This window comes from Bacillus sp. 1780r2a1 (assembly GCA_024134725.1).
Classification (GTDB): domain Bacteria; phylum Bacillota; class Bacilli; order Bacillales; family Bacillaceae_H; genus Priestia; species Priestia aryabhattai_A.
On record CP099863.1, the window covers coordinates 918,949 to 939,348 of the forward strand.

The 20,400-nt window shown below is 37.2% G+C and carries 15 protein-coding genes and 1 pseudogene; 15 read left to right on the top strand and 1 reads right to left on the bottom strand.

What is annotated here, in order from left to right; translation table 11 throughout:
- Positions 1-86 precede the first annotated feature (86 nt).
- The 11 genes and pseudogenes from NIZ91_04735 (at position 87) to NIZ91_04785 (ending at position 12,172) form a co-directional block, all read left to right on the top strand.
- Positions 87-1,067, top strand: a complete 981-nt coding sequence (locus NIZ91_04735; protein USY55967.1) for a LacI family transcriptional regulator — start codon at positions 87-89, stop codon at positions 1,065-1,067.
- A gap of 1 nt (position 1,068) precedes the next feature.
- Positions 1,069-1,947, top strand: coding sequence for a ribokinase (rbsK, locus tag NIZ91_04740; GenBank protein USY55968.1), 879 nt, complete (start codon positions 1,069-1,071; stop codon positions 1,945-1,947).
- A gap of 2 nt (positions 1,948-1,949) precedes the next feature.
- The gene (rbsD, locus tag NIZ91_04745) at positions 1,950-2,345 is read left to right on the top strand and encodes a D-ribose pyranase (GenBank protein USY55969.1); all 396 of its coding nucleotides are present in this window, start codon (positions 1,950-1,952) and stop codon (positions 2,343-2,345) included.
- A 14-nt stretch (positions 2,346-2,359) separates the two neighbouring features.
- The gene (locus tag NIZ91_04750; GenBank protein USY55970.1) at positions 2,360-3,841 is read left to right on the top strand and encodes a sugar ABC transporter ATP-binding protein; all 1,482 of its coding nucleotides are present in this window, start codon (positions 2,360-2,362) and stop codon (positions 3,839-3,841) included.
- Between the two features lies 1 nt (position 3,842).
- Positions 3,843-4,811, top strand: coding sequence for a ribose ABC transporter permease (rbsC, locus tag NIZ91_04755; protein ID USY55971.1), 969 nt, complete (start codon positions 3,843-3,845; stop codon positions 4,809-4,811).
- A gap of 11 nt (positions 4,812-4,822) precedes the next feature.
- Positions 4,823-5,740, top strand: coding sequence for a ribose ABC transporter substrate-binding protein RbsB (gene rbsB, locus NIZ91_04760; protein ID USY55972.1), 918 nt, complete (start codon positions 4,823-4,825; stop codon positions 5,738-5,740).
- Between the two features lie 1,413 nt (positions 5,741-7,153).
- Positions 7,154-7,441 (top strand): annotated as a pseudogene (locus NIZ91_04765) (3D domain-containing protein).
- A gap of 757 nt (positions 7,442-8,198) precedes the next feature.
- Entirely contained in the window at positions 8,199-9,482 is a 1,284-nt protein-coding gene (locus NIZ91_04770) for a sugar ABC transporter substrate-binding protein (GenBank protein USY55973.1), read from the top strand.
- A 117-nt stretch (positions 9,483-9,599) separates the two neighbouring features.
- Entirely contained in the window at positions 9,600-10,451 is an 852-nt protein-coding gene (locus tag NIZ91_04775) for a sugar ABC transporter permease (protein USY55974.1), read from the top strand.
- A 77-nt stretch (positions 10,452-10,528) separates the two neighbouring features.
- Positions 10,529-11,335, top strand: a complete 807-nt coding sequence (locus NIZ91_04780; protein USY57090.1) for a carbohydrate ABC transporter permease — start codon at positions 10,529-10,531, stop codon at positions 11,333-11,335.
- A gap of 93 nt (positions 11,336-11,428) precedes the next feature.
- A complete protein-coding gene (locus NIZ91_04785; GenBank protein USY55975.1) occupies positions 11,429-12,172 on the top strand; it encodes a sugar phosphate isomerase/epimerase in 744 nt (247 codons plus the stop codon).
- Between the two features lie 56 nt (positions 12,173-12,228).
- Here the strand turns inward: NIZ91_04785 and NIZ91_04790 are convergent, their stop codons facing one another.
- Positions 12,229-12,735: a hypothetical protein gene (locus tag NIZ91_04790; GenBank protein ID USY57091.1), complete on the bottom strand. Its 507-nt coding sequence runs from the start codon at positions 12,733-12,735 to the stop codon at positions 12,229-12,231.
- A gap of 385 nt (positions 12,736-13,120) precedes the next feature.
- Between NIZ91_04790 and NIZ91_04795 the strand changes: the two genes are divergently transcribed.
- The 4 genes from NIZ91_04795 to NIZ91_04810 are packed head-to-tail and all read left to right on the top strand — an operon-like array spanning position 13,121 to position 20,396.
- Complete coding sequence (locus NIZ91_04795; protein USY55976.1) at positions 13,121-14,725, top strand: diguanylate cyclase; 1,605 nt, start codon at positions 13,121-13,123, stop codon at positions 14,723-14,725.
- Position 14,726: 1 nt separating this feature from the next.
- On the top strand, positions 14,727-15,776 hold the full coding sequence (locus NIZ91_04800; protein USY55977.1) for a HEAT repeat domain-containing protein: 1,050 nt from the start codon (positions 14,727-14,729) through the stop codon (positions 15,774-15,776).
- Positions 15,769-17,178: a glycosyltransferase gene (locus tag NIZ91_04805; GenBank protein USY55978.1), complete on the top strand. Its 1,410-nt coding sequence runs from the start codon at positions 15,769-15,771 to the stop codon at positions 17,176-17,178. Before NIZ91_04800 ends, NIZ91_04805 begins: the two co-directional genes overlap by 8 nt.
- The gene (locus tag NIZ91_04810) at positions 17,175-20,396 is read left to right on the top strand and encodes a hypothetical protein (protein USY55979.1); all 3,222 of its coding nucleotides are present in this window, start codon (positions 17,175-17,177) and stop codon (positions 20,394-20,396) included. The genes NIZ91_04805 and NIZ91_04810 overlap by 4 nt, the downstream gene beginning before the upstream one ends.
- Positions 20,397-20,400: the final 4 nt, after the last annotated feature.

Sequence of the window (20,400 nt, forward strand, 5' to 3'; positions counted from 1 at the left end):
GGTGAAAATATTTGTGTTGTCAACAAAGCAATTTCATGATATATTATTAATGTAAACGGTTACATATAAAGGAGGGGGGCATTCGTATGGTAACAATTCGAGACGTAGCGAAGCATGCTGGTGTATCTGTTGCGACGGTTTCTCGCGTGCTTAATAGCACAGGCTATGTACGCGAAGATACGAGAGAAAAAGTCATGCAAACAATTACATTACTAAACTATAGTCCAAATGAAGTAGCACGATCTCTATATAAGCGTGAGTCACGCTTGATTGGATTGTTGCTTCCAGATATTACGAACCCATTCTTTCCACAGCTTGCGCGCGGTATTGAAGATGAAGTGCATAGCCAAGGATTTCGTCTTTTATTTGGAAATAGTGATGAAAATCTAAAAAAAGAAGCGGCTTATTTACATACGTTTACTCAAAATCACGTTGTTGGTATGATTACAGCCAGAACGATATCTGATGATGAAACGTATGAAGGTTTAGGCTTTCCGGTTGTCTTTTTAGACCGTACATCGCCTCAATATCCATCAGTATATGCGGATGGAAGAGAAGGTGGGAAAATTGCTGCACAAGAAATTATAAAAAGAGGAAGCAAACAAATTACTCTTTTAAAAGGTCCTCCAAACGTAAAGCCAGCTCAAGAGCGTTTTCAAGGTGCACTTGAAACGTTAAGCGCAGCAAACGTCGATTTTCAAGTGATGAATACGACTTCATTTTCATTTCATGAAGCGAAGAAATGGGCAAAAGAACTGTTTGAAAAGCATGCCAATACAGATGGAGTAATTGCCAGCAATGATATTGTAGCAGCAGCTATTTTACATGAAGCTTTGCGGCTAGGAAAGATAATTCCAGATGAGTTACAAATTATTGGATTTGATGATATTCCTCAAAGTGAACTGTTATTTCCAGCACTTTCAACAATTAGACAGCCCGCTTATGAAATGGGAAAAGAAGCAGCAAAACTGTTATTAAAATATATCAAAAAAGAAATTGTTCAGGATAAACATATTGAATTACCGGTTACGTTTATTGAAAGAAATACAACAAGAAAGGTTGATTAAGATGGTGAAAATTTCGGTTATTGGTAGCTCATCAATGGATTTAGTAGTTACTTCAAGTAAACGTCCAGGCGCTGGAGAAACAGTGCTTGGAGAATCGTTTAAAACGGTTCCGGGAGGAAAAGGTGCAAACCAAGCGGTAGCAGCAGCAAGGCTTGGAGCAGAGGTATACATGATTGGCCGAGTAGGTGATGATCATTATGGAAAAGCCATTTTAAATAATTTTAAAGAGAATGGTGTTAACATAGATTATGTGGAACCGGTTACACACATGGAAAGTGGAACTGCCCATATTATTCTAGCTGAAGGTGATAACAGTATTGTTGTTGTAAAAGGAGCGAACGACCTTATTACGCCAGAATATGTAGACCAGGCAAAAGAAATTGTTAAAGCATCCGACATTGTACTTATCCAGCAAGAGATTCCAGAAGAGACAGTTGAATACGTAGCTTCGCTTTGTAAAGAAGTTAATGTGCCTCTTTTATTAAATCCAGCCCCAGCAAGAGAATTAAAAGAAGAGGTTATTGAACAAGTGACGTACTTAACGCCAAATGAGCATGAAACAACGGTTTTATTTAAAGACAAACCGAAGGAAGAAGTGCTCCATAAATATGCGAACAAGCTGTTTATTACGGAAGGTAAAGCGGGCGTTCGTTATTTTAACGAAAAGGAAGAAGTGCTTGTTCCTTCATATAAAGTAGAAGCCGTAGATACAACAGGTGCAGGAGATACATTTAATGCTGCTTTTGCTGTAGCGCTAGCGGAAAAGAAAAGTCTGAATGATAGCATTCGTTTTGCAAACAGAGCAGCTTCATTATCTGTCACAAAATTTGGAGCTCAAGGCGGTATGCCAACTAGAGAACAAGTTGAAGGGAACTTATAGAGATGAAACGTCACGGAATCTTAAATAGTCATATTTCAAAAGTGCTAACAGATCTTGGCCATACGGATATAATTGTCATTGCTGATGCAGGTTTACCAATCCCAGACGGGGTACCCCGTATTGATTTGTCTTTAAAGCTAGGTGTTCCTAGTTTTAAAGACGTCGTAGATACAGTAAGAGATGACATGGTTATTGAAAAAGTAATTCTTGCACATGAGATTAAGGAAAATAACAAAGAAACAATGAACTATATGAACGAAGCCTTTCACGACACAGAAAAGCAGTTTGTTTCACACGAAATACTGAAAGCGTTAACAAAGGAAGCGAAAGTCGTTATCCGAACAGGAGAAGTAACGCCCTATGCAAACTGTATTTTACAAGCAGGAGTTATCTTTTAAAAGGGGTGAATAGTATGCACATTAAAATGTCCAATGTTTATAAAGCATTTGGTACAAACCAAGTACTTTCAGGTGTTGATTTTGAACTGCTACCTGGAGAAGTTCATGCATTAATGGGAGAGAACGGTGCAGGAAAATCAACGTTAATGAATATCTTAACCGGACTTCATAAGCGAGATGAAGGCAGAATTGAAATTGATGGCCAAGAGCGTTATTTCTCAAATCCAAAAGAAGCAGAACAAGCAGGAGTTACCTTTATTCATCAAGAATTGAACGTTTGGCCTCATATGACGGTTCTTGAAAATTTATTTATTGGAAAAGAACTTTACTCACCGTTTGGAATTTTGAAAACAAAACAAATGAAAGCGCAGGCCAAAAAGCAATTTGATCGCTTAGCTGTCAACATTCCACTAGAGCAAGAAGCAAGCTTATGCTCTGTGGGTGAACAGCAAATGATTGAAATTGCCAAAGCATTAATGACGAATGCGAAAGTAATTATCATGGATGAACCAACAGCAGCGTTAACGGATCGTGAAATTGAAAAGCTATTTGAAGTAATAAATGGATTAAGAGCCCAAGGTGTATCCATTGTTTACATTTCACATCGAATGGAAGAGATTTTTACCATCTGTGATCGTATTACTGTTATGCGCGATGGAAAAACAGTAGACACAACACCGATCCCCGAAACAAACTTTGATGACGTTGTGCGTAAAATGGTAGGGCGCTCACTGACCGATCGATTCCCAAGCAGGCAAACTAAAATTGGAGAAACGGTATTGGAGCTAAAAAACTTAACAAGAAAACATGCCTTTCATGATATTTCGTTTTCTGTAAAATCAGGAGAAGTTGTTGGAGTAGCTGGTCTTATGGGAGCTGGACGCACTGAAATTATGCGTGCTATTTTTGGTCTTGATCCTATTGATTCAGGAGAAGTTTTGGTAAACAACCAGCCTGTCAAAATTAAAACACCAGACGAAGCAGTAAAGCATGGAATCGGTTTTATTACAGAAGATCGAAAAGACGAAGGGCTTGTATTGGATTTTTCAATTCGAGAAAACATTGCGCTTCCAAACCTAAAAAGTTTTTCAACAAAAGGAATGATTGCTGAAAAAAGTGAGCGAGAGTTTGTCGAGTTGCTTATTAAGCGTTTAACGATTAAAACGCAGTCAGCCGACATTAGTGCGGGTAGCTTATCAGGAGGAAACCAGCAAAAGGTAGTTATAGCGAAATGGATTGGTATCGGACCGAAGATATTAATTTTAGATGAACCAACTCGCGGAGTAGATGTTGGAGCCAAGCGTGAAATTTATCAGCTTATGAACGAGTTAACAGAACGTGGAGTGGCAATTATCATGGTCTCTTCAGAACTTCCAGAAGTATTAGGTATGAGTGATCGCGTTTTAGTAATTCATGAAGGAAAGCTAGCGGGAGAATTATTAAAAGAAGAAGCAACGCAAGAAAAAATTATGACATATGCAACAGGAGGTCAGTAATATGAATACGCCTAACGATTTACAGTCAAGCAAAGGAAATTATATGTCTAACATGATGCAAAAGCTAGGACCACTACTTGGACTCTTTATTTTAGTAGTCATTGTATCGGTATTAAATCCTAGTTTTTTGGAACCGCTTAATATTTTAAACTTGCTTCGCCAAGTAGCGATTAATGCATTGATTGCATTTGGAATGACATTTGTTATTTTAACAGGAGGAATTGATTTATCAGTCGGTTCAATTTTAGCTCTATCCAGTGCGTTAATGGCTGGGATGATAGTCTCAGGAATTGATCCAATCTTAGCGATTTTAATTGGGTGTTTATTAGGAGCTGCAATGGGCGCAGTAAACGGCTTGTTAATTACAAAAGGGAAAATGGCACCTTTTATAGCAACACTTGCTACAATGACTATTTTTAGAGGCTTAACGCTCGTTTACACAGACGGTAATCCCATCACTGGACTTGGAGACAATTATTATTTCCAACTATTCGGTCGTGGTTATTTCTTAGGCATTCCAGTACCAGCTATCACGATGATGCTTGCATTTATTGTATTATGGGTTATTTTACACAAAACACCGTTTGGACGTCGCACGTATGCAATTGGCGGTAATGAAAAAGCTGCGTTTATTTCGGGAATTAAAGTACCGCGCGTTAAAATTATGATTTATTCATTAGCTGGATTATTAGCTGCATTAGCCGGAGCAATCTTAACATCACGTCTAAATTCTGCTCAGCCAACTGCTGGTACTTCCTATGAATTAGATGCCATCGCAGCAGTTGTTTTAGGTGGTACAAGCTTAACAGGTGGTAAAGGACGAATCGTCGGAACGTTGATTGGTGCACTTATCATTGGAACATTAAATAACGGCTTAAATTTACTCGGCGTTTCTTCGTTCTATCAGATGGTTGTGAAAGGGATTGTTATCTTAATTGCGGTACTAATTGACCGTAAAAAAGCAGCGTAGGAGGGATCAACGTGAAAAAAGTATTATTACTTATTATGTCTTTGTCCATTTTGTTACTAGGGGCATGTTCCTTAGAACCACCAACTTGGGCAAAGCCTTCTCAAAGTGGAGATATCAAAGATATGAAAATTGGATTATCGGTTTCTACTTTAAATAACCCATTTTTTGTGTCATTAAAAAATGGTGTCGTAAAAGAAGCAAAAAAACAAGGTATTGAAGTAATTGTAGTTGATGCACAAAACGACTCTGCCAAACAAATCAATGACGTAGAAGATTTATTGCAGCAAGGAGTTAACGCGCTGCTTATTAACCCTACGGATTCTTCTGCTATCTCCACAGCAGTTCAGTCAGCAAATGGTATCGGAGTACCGGTTGTGACGCTTGACCGTTCATCTGAAAAAGGAAAAGTAGAAGCGTTGGTAGCATCTGATAACGTAAAAGGTGGCCAAATGGCTGCAGAGTATGTGGTGAAAACATTAGGAAAAAATGCAAAAGTTGCAGAATTAGAAGGAGTACCTGGAGCTTCAGCAACGCGTGAGCGAGGAAGCGGATTTCATAATATCGCAGATGAGCAATTAGACGTTGTAGCTAAACAATCTGCTGATTTTGATCGTACAAAAGGGTTAACCGTGATGGAAAATGTCCTGCAAGGAAACCCTGATATTCAAGCGGTATTTGCCCATAATGATGAAATGGCGCTAGGAGCTATTGAAGCAATTACTAGTTCAGGAAAAGACATTGCAGTCATAGGTTTTGATGGCAACGAGGACGCTCTTAAAGCTGTTGAGTCAGGTGCATTAACTGCGACTGTTGCTCAGCAACCAGAACTTATTGGAGAACTTGCTGTAAAAGCAGCAAAAGATGTGTTACAAGGTAAAAAAGTTGAAGAAAAAATCTCTGCACCATTAAAACTTGTTACAAAGGAATAATAAAAACATAAAGCCTCTTGTCTAGTTTACTAGGCAAGAGGCTTTACTATTGTGAGAAAGTAAGAGACATGTGATGTTTTTACTATAACACCCAAGAAAAAAGTAAATAAAACCCTATAAAAGTAAGTAAATGTAAAATAATTACGTGAATTAGTTCACAAACACCCCATTTTTCGTTGTAACAATGTAATATTTCTGTAACATAACGACTTTTTGACAAAATTCTTCATTGTATATTGGACATTTTTTTACAGTCATTTAAAAGATGAGAAGTTAAAAAAACCTTTATACAGCAGGGGTTCACGTAAATGTATGAATAAAAAGTTATACTTATATACAGAAAATGGGAAACTTTTAACGGTATTGTAACATAACTCGCCTCTTTTTTATGGTATAACTATGTCTATGAGGAAAGGGGACTATTACTTTATGAAAATTTTAAAGCGTATGACTCTTGTAGCAGTCACGGGAATGTTCTTCACGGCAGGCATAACAGAGACTCACGCCCAATCGAATGAAGAAGCGCTCCAAAGTACTGAACAACAGCTTAAAGAAAGCGAAAAGACTGTTCAACAAAAAGAAAAAGAGAAACAGTCAATCGATACGGACGTAAAAGCATTACAAAGCGAATTAGATTCTTTACATAAAGTTATTTCTGATAATGAGAAAGAATTAGCTTCAACTGAAAAGAAAATTAAAGAAGCGAAAAGCATGATCGAGAAAAAGAAAGAAGAGATTGTAGAGCTTCAAGAAAAAGTTCTTAGTCGTAAAGACATTATTGAAGAGCGTTTAGTTGCATTGCAACATGATGATAAATCGAATGCTATGCTTGAAATGGTAATGAACGCTGAAAGCTTTGGTGACTTAGTTGCGCGCATGGGTGCAGCAACAACGCTTCTATCAGCAGACAATGATATTTTAAAGCAGCATCAACAAGACTTAGATCAGATTGAAAAAGATAAAAAAGAAATTGATAAGCAAGAAAAAGTACTAGAAAATGAAGAAGCTAATTTAAAAGCAAAAAAAGCTGAATTAGAATCAAATATCTCAAAACAAAAAGCTGCTCTAACAAAAATGCAAGAGAAGTACAGCGCAGTTGTAAATGATATTGAATCAGCTTCATCTGAAAAAGCAAGCCTGCAGTCACAGTTAGCAACAATTCAAGATAAAATTTCTGCAGAGCAACAAGCGGCAAAAGAACAAGCTGAAAAAGTAGCTAAAGAGAAAGAAGAAGCAGTTAAAGCTGAAAAAGAAGAAACTCAACGTCAAGCAGAGCTTGCAACAGCTAAAGCTGAAGTAAAGCAAGAAAAGAAGGTTGAAAGCACAAAACCAGTTGCTAAAACAGAATCAAAACCAGCTGCAAAGCCAGCATCTAAGCCTGCTTCTGAGTCTAAACCAGAAAAAGTAAGTGGCAAAGAGATGTATGTTCAATCAACAGCATATACGGCAAGCTGCGCAGGCTGTAGTGGTAAAACAGCAACAGGCATTGATTTAAAAGCTAACCCTCACTTAAAAGTAATTGCAGTTGATCCATCAGTCATTCCTTTAGGTTCTAAAGTGTATGTAGAAGGATACGGAGTCGCGGTTGCTGGTGATACAGGTGGCGCAATTAAAGGTTATAAAATTGACGTATTCGTACCAAGCCAATCTGCAGCGATGTCATGGGGACGCCGCACAGTAAAAATAACGGTACTTAACTAACAAAAAGCATGGGACTCTTCCCATGCTTTTTTATTACCCGATTTTACAAGCACCAAACTGTTATATATAAGTTACTAGAGGCAAGAAATGTTTTTATCAAAAGTTTCTCCTGTGAAAAAGCCCTGCAGTTTACGAGGAGGCTGCTGAAAGGAAGCAAGCTATAATGGAAATTACGCCAAGTAAAGAGGGGGGTTAAAATTATAAGAAACAAGTAATGTGGTCATTAAAAGCATGCCAAGTAGAGAGAATCGTTAGTGCCTTTAAATAAATTATTGCTGCTAAAAGGTCACCTTAGCAAAAAAGTCTCTTTGCAATAGCAAAAAAAACTGTTTTCCTTTTTCACCAGCTAGCAAACTACATTTTTGTAGCGTGAAATACAATTGTTTACAACTTTATAAAGGAAAGAGTGCTAAATACCTAAATTCCAACAAGTGATTGAATTTTCAAATTACTTATACGGAGGGGTTTTAGTTAACAAATGGTTAACTTATTCTAAACTCTTCTCTTTACTAGCAAACGTTATCCTTCTTTTAGCAAAGCCTTCCTTACTGTATAAATTTAAACAAAAGGCAAAAATGTATCATTTTTGCCTTTTATTTTTACCATTGAGTAAATGGTCAATCCTTCATATAATTTAACTAAGTTAATTGTATCCGCTTACATAAAGCTTGCAAAAAGGCAAAAAAGAATTATGTAACGTTTACATCAAACTCAAATTTTGTAAGAAAAAGAAAATGAGTTTATTCAGAGGGGGATTATGATGAAGCGTTGGTTTGGTCTTATCAGCTTTACACTTATTTTCACGCTGATCTTAGCGGGATGTGGAGGAAAATCAGCAGACGAAGCAAGTGGAAGCGGTAGTAATGGAAAAGAAGTAGTTGCTTGGGCATGGAACATTAACGTTCCTGTTTTAGAAAAGGCAGCTGAAGAATACCAAAAAGAAAATCCAGACTTTAAATTAAAAGTTGTAGATATGGGGCGTGAAGACGTTTACTCAAAACTAACAACAGGTTTACAAGCAGGAGGTAAAGGTCTTCCAGATATCGTATTAGTGGAAGATGATCGCTTCCAAGGATACGTTAATTCATTTCCAAAAGCATTCTTAAACCTATCGGAAAAAGGCTTTGATGAGCACGGTGATAAATTCCCTGAATTTAAAAAGCAGCTGCTTTCCAAAGATGGTGACATGTATGGCTTCCCATTTGACGCTGGTCCAACAGGTGTCTTCTATCGAACAGACTTCTTTGAGCAAGCTGGCGTAGATCCAGCTACAATCGAAACGTGGGATGATTACATTGCTGCTGGTAAAAAAATTAAAGAAAAAGTCGGCGTTGATTTACTAGGTCTTGATTTAAACAATGATGACGGATTATTCCGTATTGCATTAACACAACAAGGTACCTTCTATTTTGATGATAAAGGTGAACTTAATTTAACATCTAAAGAGTCTCAACAAGCAATGGAACTTAACAAAAAGTTAAAAGATGCTGGTGTTGTTCGTAACACAGTTGGTTGGGATGCTTCAATCAGTGCATTAGCTGAAGGCAAAGTAGCATCTTCTCCATCAGGCGCATGGTTATACGGTTCAATCGAGCAACAAGCACCTGATTTAAAAGGAAAATGGGGCGTGTTTTTACTTCCATCATTTGAAAAAGGTGGAAATCGTGCTTCAAACCTAGGTGGCAGTAACTATGTCGTAACAGCAAACAGTAAAAAAGCTGATGAAGCTTACAAATTTATGGAATACTTCTCGACAACAGATTCAGTTCAAGAAGCAGCAATGGAAGGTGGATTATTCCCTTCATTAAATACTGTATATGATTCAGAGTTATTCACACAGCCTGATGAGTACTTCAGCAACCAAACGATTTGGAAAACGTTCGCAGATGAAATGCAGGATATTAAACCAGTTAACTTTACTGGGAACTATTCGCTTGCGAATGATGAAGCTGTAAAAGCTGTATCAGAAGTAACGAATGGCAAAGACATTAAAAAGACATTAGAAGCAGCTGAAAAGCGTTTGGAAAATCGCATTAAGTAAGCATTTACTAAAAAAATAGAACGTTAAGCAAGCATTGAATTGGCCAGATCCCCTGCTTTTTTGAAGCGGGGGATTCAACTCAAAGTCTCATGCTTGCGGTGTAAAACGGAGGTCATCATGAAAACAAATAAATCATTGCCATATGTCTTTATTGCACCTGCCTTGATCTTGTTTGCATTATTTACGATTTATCCAATCTTTTCTTCATTTCTGTTAAGCTTTCAAACAATGGATGCAGGTGAATATACCTTTACAGGTCTTTCAAACTACACGCGCCTACTTGGAGATGATATTTTCTGGACAGCGCTTGGTAATACGGGAATCATTTTAATTGTTCAAGTTCCAGTAATGATTCTACTTGCATTAATATTAGCAAATGCGTTAAACAGCCAGCTCCTGAAGCTAAGAGGACTTTTCCGCGTATCCTTCTTCTTACCAGCGGTGACGTCTTTAGTTGCATATTCAATCTTATTCTCCATCATTCTTCAAGATGAAGGAATCATGAACACGTTACTTGGGTTTATCGGTATAGATCCAATACAATGGCTAGGAGATCCTTTCTGGGCGAAAGTTTCAATTATCGTGGCCATGACTTGGCGCTGGACAGGCTACAATATGGTTATTTTCTTAGCTGCATTACAAAGCTTGTCTCACGAAGTTTATGAAGCTGCCGATTTAGACGGAGCTAATCGCTTTCAAAAGTTTTTCCATGTGACGGTTCCACAGCTTAAACCAGTTATCTTATTTGCAACCATTTTATCAACGATTGGAACGCTACAATTATTCGATGAGCCTTTTAACTTAACTAAAGGTGGTCCAGCCGACTCAACGATGACGCTTGGTTTATACATTTATCAAAATGGCTTCGAATATTTTGATTTTGGTTATGCATCAGCAGTTGCATATGTTGTTGTATTACTAGTGGGTGTATTAACATTCTTCCAATTTAAATTTACGGGTGATAAATAATGAGTGTAGTAGAGAGAGTACAGACGACAACTGTTAATACAAAGTTAAATGCGAATAAAAAAAGAAAAAGTGGATTGCTGAGAAAAATTGGTTTGTACCTTTTATTAGGTATTTTTACCGTCATTTCTATATTTCCATTTTATTGGATGTTTATCGGTGCTACAAACGAATCGGGTAAGATGTTTACCAACCCGCCAACGTTAATACCTGGCGATCAGTTTATGACGAACTTTCAAAATTTAAATGCCTCTATTGACTTAGGACGTGTGTTCTTTAATTCAATGTTTGTATCCATTGTATATGTCATTGTAGCGCTAATGGTTTGTTCGACAGCGGCTTATGCATTATCTAAGTTTGAATTCAAAGGAAGAAACCTTATTTTTACAACGTTTTTACTATCAATGATGATTCCATATCAAGCAACATTAATACCGCTGTTTCAAATGATGTCTAATTTCAACCTATTGGATACGTATTTCGCGTTAATCGCACCGCAGCTTTGCTATCCATTTGCTATCTTCTTGCTAAGACAAAACTTTTTAGCTTTTCCAACGGAGTTAATTGAGGCTGCGCGACTCGATGGAGCTGGGGAGTTTAGAATTTTCTTAACGATTGTGCTGCCTTCTATGAAGCCAGCAATGGCAGCAGCTGCAATCTTCCTGTTTATGACGCAATGGAACAATTTCATGTGGCCTCTTGTTGCGACCACATCAAATGAAATGGCAACATTACCTGTTGCGTTATCTAGCTTAATTGGCTTATCGTTTATTGACTATGGACAAGTGATGATGGGCGTTACAATTGCAACAATTCCAATCATTATTTTCTTCCTTGCACTTCAGCGTCATTTTATCTCAGGTATGTTAGGAAGTGCTGTAAAATAATAAAAAGCTCCGATTATCGGAGCTTTTTTGTTGGAAATGATTACGTTTTCACTGTATGCTAGAAACAAATCAAAAACAAAGGGGAGAAAAAATATGACAAGGATTCCAGTAGCAGTACAGCTTTATACGCTACGAGATGAGTTAGAAAAAGACTTTAAGGGTACGATTAAAAAAGTGGCGGAGTTAGGCTACGAAGGCGTAGAGTTTGCAGGTTATGGGGGATATTCAGCACAAGAGGTAAGAGAGCTTTTAGAGCAAGTAGGCTTACAAGTTGCAGCTAGTCATATCTCGTTAGAACAGCTTGAAGAGAACCTGGAAGGTGTTATTGCGTTTGAAAAAGAGCTTGGTAATACAGCGATTGTATGTCCGTATTTACTGCCAGAGCGACAAACAGAAGATGGCTATAAACAACTAATCAGCGTATTAAATCATGCGGAGCGTCGCTGCTCAAAAGAGGGTATTAAGCTTTATTATCACCATCATGACTTTGAATTGAAGAAACTACCAAATGGGAAGTCAGCTCTTGAAACAATTCTAGATGAAACAAACGTAGGCGTAGAGTTTGATGTATACTGGCTTACAAAGGCAGGGGAAAATCCTGTTGAATGGATGAAGAAATATCAAGATCGCGCTCGTTTAATTCATTTAAAAGACATGACGACAGATGACAAGCAGCTATTTGCACCTCTTGGAACTGGAGGAGTGGACATAACTGCCATTTTTAATCAAGCTGAAAGTATGGATGTTAAATGGTGGATTATTGAGCAAGATCAATGTGAAGGTTCAGCGTTAGAAAGTGTTAAACAAAGCTTAAGCTATTATTTACAGCATGCATAAAAAACACATCTGCACATTCGTTTCGTTAACGAACTGTTGCAGATGTGTTTTTGGTTTTAAGGGGTCCATTCAATTTCACCGCATTGGTTATCATAGTCAATTTCAACGTGGAAGTCGTGTTTTTCATAAAAATGAACTAGTCGATTAACGTGATCCCAATCGCGCTTTGCGATATCGCCTTTAATAGTGTGTATATTTTGATCAAGAGCTACTTCTTTTAAATAGTTCATGCAGATAGAACCATACCCTTTGTTAACTGGCCCTTTAATGTCACCAATATGAATGGTGTGGTCGTCTTCATATACCCCATGAATGGCAAAATCCCAAACGCCTTTATACGCTTTATGACAATTGTTAATCATAATTTTGCATTCATTTCCGTCATTTTGTGCCGATACAATAACTAGTTCATTTTCTTCAGGTTGATCAACACCAATGACCTCATATTTTTTAGCAATTTCTTTTAAGTTATCTTGCATGCGATATAACTGAAATTCTAATTCATCTAATGTTTCTTGTAATTCTTCCGCATCTTTGGGTTCTGATGGAGTAAATGCACTCAACACTGATATAATCTCCTTTCATCTAATTTACATTTTAGGAAAAATAATAATTGTGGAAAAAGCGTAGTGGTTATAGATTAAATAATTAGTCATAAGAATAAAAACTGAGGTGCTCTTTTTATCATTTATAACTAGGATATATTGTTCATATCATAAAATAAACAACGTTAACTACCCTAACAAATGAAGTAGTGATTGTCAATCATAAGCCCATATTTTAATAGATTGAAGAGGTTGTTTGCAATTGTAAAATGAGGTATATTTTTCTAGAGTAATAGTTTGGAAATTGGTAGGTCTTTATAACTGATAAAAAGTAAACCATTATATGTTAATATTAAGGTTTTTTATATAGCATAATGAAAAAACAAAAAAGGTGTTGTCTAAAATGGAAAAATATCAGGTAGCTTTGCTAATGAATATACGCAAGCAGTTGCAGGAATGGTTTGAAAAAAGTCAACCCGTACAGTACCAAGATGTAAAACGTTTCTTGCATTCGTTGGCTGGTACGTCTCAAACAATTGGCCTTGAATATTTAGGAAAAGTATCAGCAGAGCTTTTGGATGGGATATCTGAAAATCCACAGTCAACTTGGGATACAAAAGAACTACAGATCCTGCTAATTGATATTATAAAAATTTGTTATAAAGATGAGATTGTAGAAGTTGAGCAAATTATGGCCAACGATAAGCCAGCTCAAACATCAGCTAGTATTTTATTAATTGATGATGATTTATCCATTTTAATTTACTTGAAAGAGCAATTTGAACAGCAAGGCTGGCACGTCTTTGTAGCGTCAAATAGAGAAAAAGCGATTACTGCTTTTTATGAATTAAAACCCGATTGCCTTATTTTAGATGTATACATGCAGGAAGAAGATGGATTTGAACTACTTTCTTATTTTAACGAGCAGGCGAGGCAACGTTTCATTCCGACAATTATGATTAGTGCAGATAACAGTAGAGAAACAAGGATTAAAGCATTTCAAATGGGAGCAGATGATTTCTTAGCGAAGCCTCTTGATATGGAAGAGTGTCTAGTAAAGATTGAGCGTCACTTAGAACGCCGTAAGCTGTTTACTGAGTATTTATTGGTAGATGAATTAACAGGTGCTTATAACCGCAAGTATTTAACCGAAGTGTATAAGCAGCAACAAACAAATTACATTCGTAATAAAGAAGCTTATTGCATCGCTATGATTGACTTAGACCATTTTAAAAAAGTAAACGATACATATGGTCATTTAATGGGAGATGAAGTCCTACAGAGATTTGTGAAGCATGTAAAATCAAATATTCGAACAACAGACCAGCTGTTTCGCTATGGTGGTGAAGAATTTGTATTACACCTTCCAAGGACGAATGCTGAAGAAGCACAAACAACATTGAATCGTATTTTAAGTAGCTTTGGAAAAGAATCTTTCCATATTAATAATCAGACTTTCTTTGTCACATTTTCAGCTGGGGTAGCTGAAGTGAGTAGTGAAAGTACTCTGGAAAACATATTAAATCAAGCTGACCGCGCACTTTATACAGCAAAGGAAAAAGGGCGTAACCAAGTAGTAGTATCGTGTTATCACCAACAAATGAAGCTGAAGAAATTTAACTTAGCCATTATTGACGATGATCCAATCATTCGTACTATGTTAACCGAATTACTCGGGCGAATTGATCTTGGAAATCGCTACGAGGTGCAAATTCATACGTATAAAGACGGTTTAGAGTTTATGAATTCAACTATTATAAATGAAGATACTCATTGCTTTGTTATCTTAGACGGAATGATGCCAAAAATGGATGGATTAGAAGTACTCCAGCGATTGAGAAAAGAAAAACGCCATGATCAATTTACAGTGGTGATGTTGACATCAAGGAATAGTGAAAATGATATTCAAAGAGCCTTGCAGTTAGGAGCAGATGATTATATGACAAAGCCGTTTAAGTTAATGGAATTAGAAGCAAGAATGCAGCTGTTAATGAAGAGAGTGAAATAATATGGAAATCATCAAGATCCAGTGGGTGTTTTATTTGTTTTTGATTTTGTTTGTGTTGTTGATAATTTTCTTCGTGTATTTACTTATGAAAAAAGCCCGTGTAAATCGTAAAAGAGAGCAAGTAGAGAATTATAAAGAAAGTATTCAAGAGTCATTTATGCAGTATATGTACTTACAGGATGAGAGTTTAAGGATAAGTCCAAAAAATAGTGTGCAGATTATAGCTGTCGAAGAACTACTACTAGGACTTGTAAAAGTAGTGAATGGCGAAGAGTTGCTGGAATTTATTCAACGCTATGCAAAAAAAGAATTTGGGAATGTATATCGCAATCAGCTAAAACATCGACGGTGGAGCGTGCGAATGAATGCTTTATATGCAATTGAAGAGCTACACATGGTATCACTCCTGGATGATGTTCTAAAGGTACTGGATAAAAAGAGAGTTACGATAGCGGAGGAAAGTCAAATATTAAGAATGCTAGTGCTTTTTCAACATCCAAAGTATGAACAATATTTACTGAGCAATCGCTATAAACGCTCAGAATTTACGTACCGATCTTTGTTAGGAATGATGAGTGCTGAACAATTTGAACGGTTCGTTGTTCGATTTAAAGAACACAAGGAAGCTGTACAGCTTGCAATAATAGATGTGATTGGGATTAATAGGAAAATTGAGCAACTTTCGCTTTTAGAAAGCCAGCTTTATTCTACATCAGATGAAGCTCGTATTAGAGCTTTAAAAGCACTGCATCAACTTTCCTACGTTTCAGAGACATCGCGTTTGGTGAAGCATGTAAAATCAGATTTATGGGAAGAGAGAATGATGGCAGCAAAGTTATTAAGTAAAGTACAGGAAGAAGATGCACTGCTGTTGCTAGAGAAGCTATTAAATGATCGTAGTTTTCTTGTTCGATCTAATGCAGCTCAAGCTATTACTCAGGCTCCAAATGGATATGAGCGGCTACGTGTGATTTCAGCGAGAACACAAGATCTCTTTGCACGTGACATGGCGAATGAATGGCTAGAAAAAGGTGGTGAACGAAGTGTTTAATACCATATGGCATTATGTTTTATATTTCCTTGGTACAGCTGTATTGATCTATATGGCAGTTGTACTCCTTTTTTATTTTGTTATGTTTTTAATTTCAGCTGTGCAATTAAGAAGACAGTACCAGCTTAATGATAAACAGCCTTATGAAGACTTACTGAAGGTTAGCTACACAACACCACTATCTATTTTAGTTCCTGCGTATAACGAGGAAAAAGGAATCATCGGCAGCGTTCGTTCTCTTCTTAGTATCGAGTATCCAGAATACGAGATAATTGTCGTTAATGACGGTTCATCAGACGGTACGATGAAGCAATTAATTGAAGAGTTTCAGCTGAAAAAAGTCAATCGAGTTATACGACAGCAGTTACAAACAAAGCAAATAAAAGCACTTTATCAATCAGAGATCTACGAATATTTATATGTAATTGACAAAGAAAATGGAGGGAAATCGGACGCTTTAAATGCGGGGATTAACATCTCACATTATCCTTATTTTTGTTCAATCGATGGAGATTCGGTACTAGAACGCGATGCATTTTTAAAAGTAATGAAACCAATTATTGATTCAAATGGCGACGTAATTGTTTCTGGAGGGAGCGTTCGGATTGCCAACGGTTGTCGAATTGAAAACGGAGCCGTTGTATCTGTAGGTTTAGCACGAGAGCCACTTGTTGTAATGCAGGTCATCGAATATTTACGGGCATTTTTAATGGGGAGAATTGGATTGAGTCGGCATAACTTATTGCTAATTGTTTCAGGAGCATTCGGCGTATTTTCAAAACGCTGGGTCATTGAAGCTGGTGGATATTCAAAAACAGTTGGTGAAGATATGGAGCTTATCGTTCGCCTTCATCGTCTCTTAAAAGATAAGAAAGAAAAAAAGCAGATTGTGTATATTGCCGATCCTGTTTGTTGGACGGAAGCACCAGATGAAATAAAATATTTAAGTCGTCAGCGTAACCGTTGGCACCGGGGCTTATTTGATAGCCTTTGGAAACATAAGAAAATGATGTTTAACCCAAAGTACGGAAGTATTGGAATGGTATCGATGCCTTATTTCTTTTTTATTGAGCTAATTGGCCCAGTTGTAGAATTAGCAGGTTACTTATTTATTTTAGTTTCTCTTATTGTAGGCGGAGTATATCTAGAATTTGCTTATTTACTGTTTATGATTATGGTTATTTATGGTTCGCTCTATTCAATGGCAGCAGTATTGCTAGAAGAGTGGAGTCTCAAAAAATTTCCAAAAGTACGAGATATTGCTATTTTATTTTTCTTCTCGCTTACAGAATCATTTTGGTATCGACCGTTAACAGTAATTTGGCGCTGTCACGGGCTCATTGATGTTTTACGTAAGAAAACAGGCTGGGGTGACATGCAAAGAAAGGGTGTGTCGCAATGAGAAAATGGCTTTGGACAGCAGGGATTACGGTTATTGTATTGCTAGCGGTATCTCCATTTATTGTATGGGCTTTAAAAGGAAAAACGGACTTTAATGTATTAATTATTGATAAAACAGTACCAAACTCAGAGTATCGGGAGCATCAAGGACTTGTGTGGATGTTAAATCAGTCTAAGTTAGTTAAAGGCGGGAAAGCCTATGACCCCAAGAAAGACTACGTAGGATTTGTTCCAGAGGATAACGGTAAGTATACAATTCGCTCGTTACCAAAGAACAATGACTATGACATGATTTATTTAGCAGATGGATACGGAGTATATGAAGAGGATTTGAAGGACGGTGTGCAAGAAGGCAATCGCTCCAAGCTGTTGTATGGGGGAGTAACATCAGAAGATATTGCCTTTATCCGTACGTCTTTATATGATCACCATTCAACTCTTGTTGGAGAATTTAATACGTTCGCAAGTCCAACTCCCAAAGAGGTACGAGCAGAGCTTTACGATCTCTATAATGTCACTTGGACAGGATGGATTGGTCGTTATTTTGAAGATTTTAGCAGTAGTGAAGTTCCAAATTGGGCTAAAGTAGCGTATCGAGAGCAGTTTGGAGAAGGATGGGATATCAAAGGTAAAGGGTTATTATTTGTAAATGAACAAAATGAACTAATTGTAATTACTGAAAAAGAATTAAAAGATAATCCAGTTTGGTTTCAGTACACCAAGAGCGGTCAGAAGGAACTTGGGCTGAATGATGAAGCAGCATATCAGTATTGGTTTGATGTTATCCAAGCACAAGATGAAAGAGAGATTCAAGCAACCTATACGTTGAACTTAAAAGACTCAGCTAAGCAAAAGCTTTTAGAGCACAATATTCCAACAACGATTCCAGCAGTAACGTATCATAAGACTAGCAAATATGATACGTATTACTTTGCAGGGGATTTTGCAGATGAAGGAGAAATACCTGCTTTTCATCAAGCATCTTTTTATCCAACTTGGAAAAAATGGATCACATCTTTGCAAAGGGATGATTCGACTGCTTTCTATTGGAATGTATATATTCCGCTAATGAAAGAGGTTGTCACTCAAAGTAAAGAGGCGAAAGACCAAAAGCTTCCGATTGAAGTCTATAGTGGCAAGGACTATCAATCTACTGGAAAAGCAGGAGACGATTATCTGCAGGTTTATAAAGACGGAAAGTGGCAAGACATTCTAGTAAAAGGTGTTAATATGGGGATTGCGAAACCTGGACATTTTCCTGGAGAGACGGCTATTACAAAGGCAGAGTACATGAGATGGTTTAAGCAAATAGGTAAAATGAATGCCAACGCTATTCGGGTATATACGATTCATCCTCCAGGTTTTTATGAAGCTCTAGCTGAATACAATCAGCAAGCAAAAGAGCCTCTTTACATTTTCCATGGTGTGTGGATTAATGAAGAAGTATTTTATGAGTCGCAAGACGCTTTTTCAAAAGAAAATACATCTGAGTTTGTAGATGAAATTAAGCGCGTAGTTGATTTAGTTCACGGTAACGCAACACTACCAAAGCGTGCAGGGCATGCAAGCGGGACGTATAAAGCAGATGTTTCGCCATATGTACTTGGATGGATGATTGGAGTGGAGTGGGACCCAGACGTTGCATTATCAACTAATGAGAAGCATCAAGGAATGAAGGATTTTAAAGGTAAGTATATTTATACACAAGGAGCACAGCCGTTTGAGGTATGGCTCGCTGAAATGATGGAACAAACCATTGATTATGAACAGGGAAATTACAAATGGCAAAGGCCTATGAGCTTTACAAACTGGGTGACGACGGATTTATTGACGCATCCATCTGAACCTTCAGTAGACGAAGATAAAGTAACAGTTAATCCAAATCTAATTCATGCAACGGATGAGTTTGAACCAGGGCTGTTTGCTTCGTATCATATTTATCCTTACTACCCGGATTTTTTAAACTATGAATCTCGCTATGTGAGTTATGTAGATCACCGTGGCCAAAAAAATAATTACGCTGGTTACTTGCAGCATATGAAAGAAGTTCACGACATGCCGCTCCTTGTTGCTGAGTTTGGTATTCCAGCTTCCCGAGGTTTAACACACCGCAATCGATACGGATGGAATCAAGGATTTCATTCAGAACAAGAACAAGGAGAAATGCTAACGCACTTGTTTGAAGACATCGTCGAAGAAAAAATGGCTGGAGGACTTGTTTTCACATGGCAAGATGAGTGGTTTAAGCGAACGTGGAATACAATGGACTATGACAATCCTGACCGCAGACCGTTTTGGAATAATATGCAAACTAATGAACAGCATTTTGGTTTACTAAGCTTTGAACCGGGACGAGAGCAAAAAGTAATTATTGACGGAAAAGAGGATGATTGGAAGAAAGCAACAACAGAAAGCAGTTCCTCTTCTTCATTAAAGAACTTCCAAGTAACGAGTGATGAAGGATATTTATACGTAAAAGGGAAGTCAGACAATCTTAAAGATGAAAGTTTATATGTGCTTTTCAACACAATTAAAGATCAAGGTCAGTCGAACATAAAGCAGCTACCAGGCTTAAAAACACAAGGCATTGATTTTGTCGCTGAACTTAATGGAAAAGAAAACAGTCATCTTTGGATTGATAGCTACTATGATACGTTTTATTTTTCTTATGCACATAAGCTGCAGATGATTCCAACTGTACCGTATGCGAATCAAAAAGATAACGGGGTGTTCCATCCAATTCGATTAACGCTTAATAAAGAGCTTAAAATTAAAAATGAAAGCGGACAGAAAGAAACTATTCCGTTTGAATCATACGAAGCTGGAAAGCTTAAGTTTGGTACCACAGATCCCAAAGACAAGGATTTCGATAGCTTAGCAGACTATTATTTGAATCAAAAAACAGGTGTCTTTGAGATTCGTATTCCATGGGCGTTATTAAACATGAAAGATCCGAGTTCTAAAGAAGCAATGGGAGACGTATGGAAAAAAGGTGAGCTATCAGAAAGTGTAACTTTGGATGGAATTGATCTGGCTGTTGTAGCAGTCAATCACAAAACAAAAGCAATAACGGATACAATTCCAGTTATGAAAGAGAACCGTTTGCCATCTGAAAGCTTTTATCACTATACATGGGAAACGTGGCAGGAGCCAACTTATCACGAGAGGTTAAAATCGTCTTATTATATTTTACAAGATACTTTTAAAAACCAGCATTGAGGAG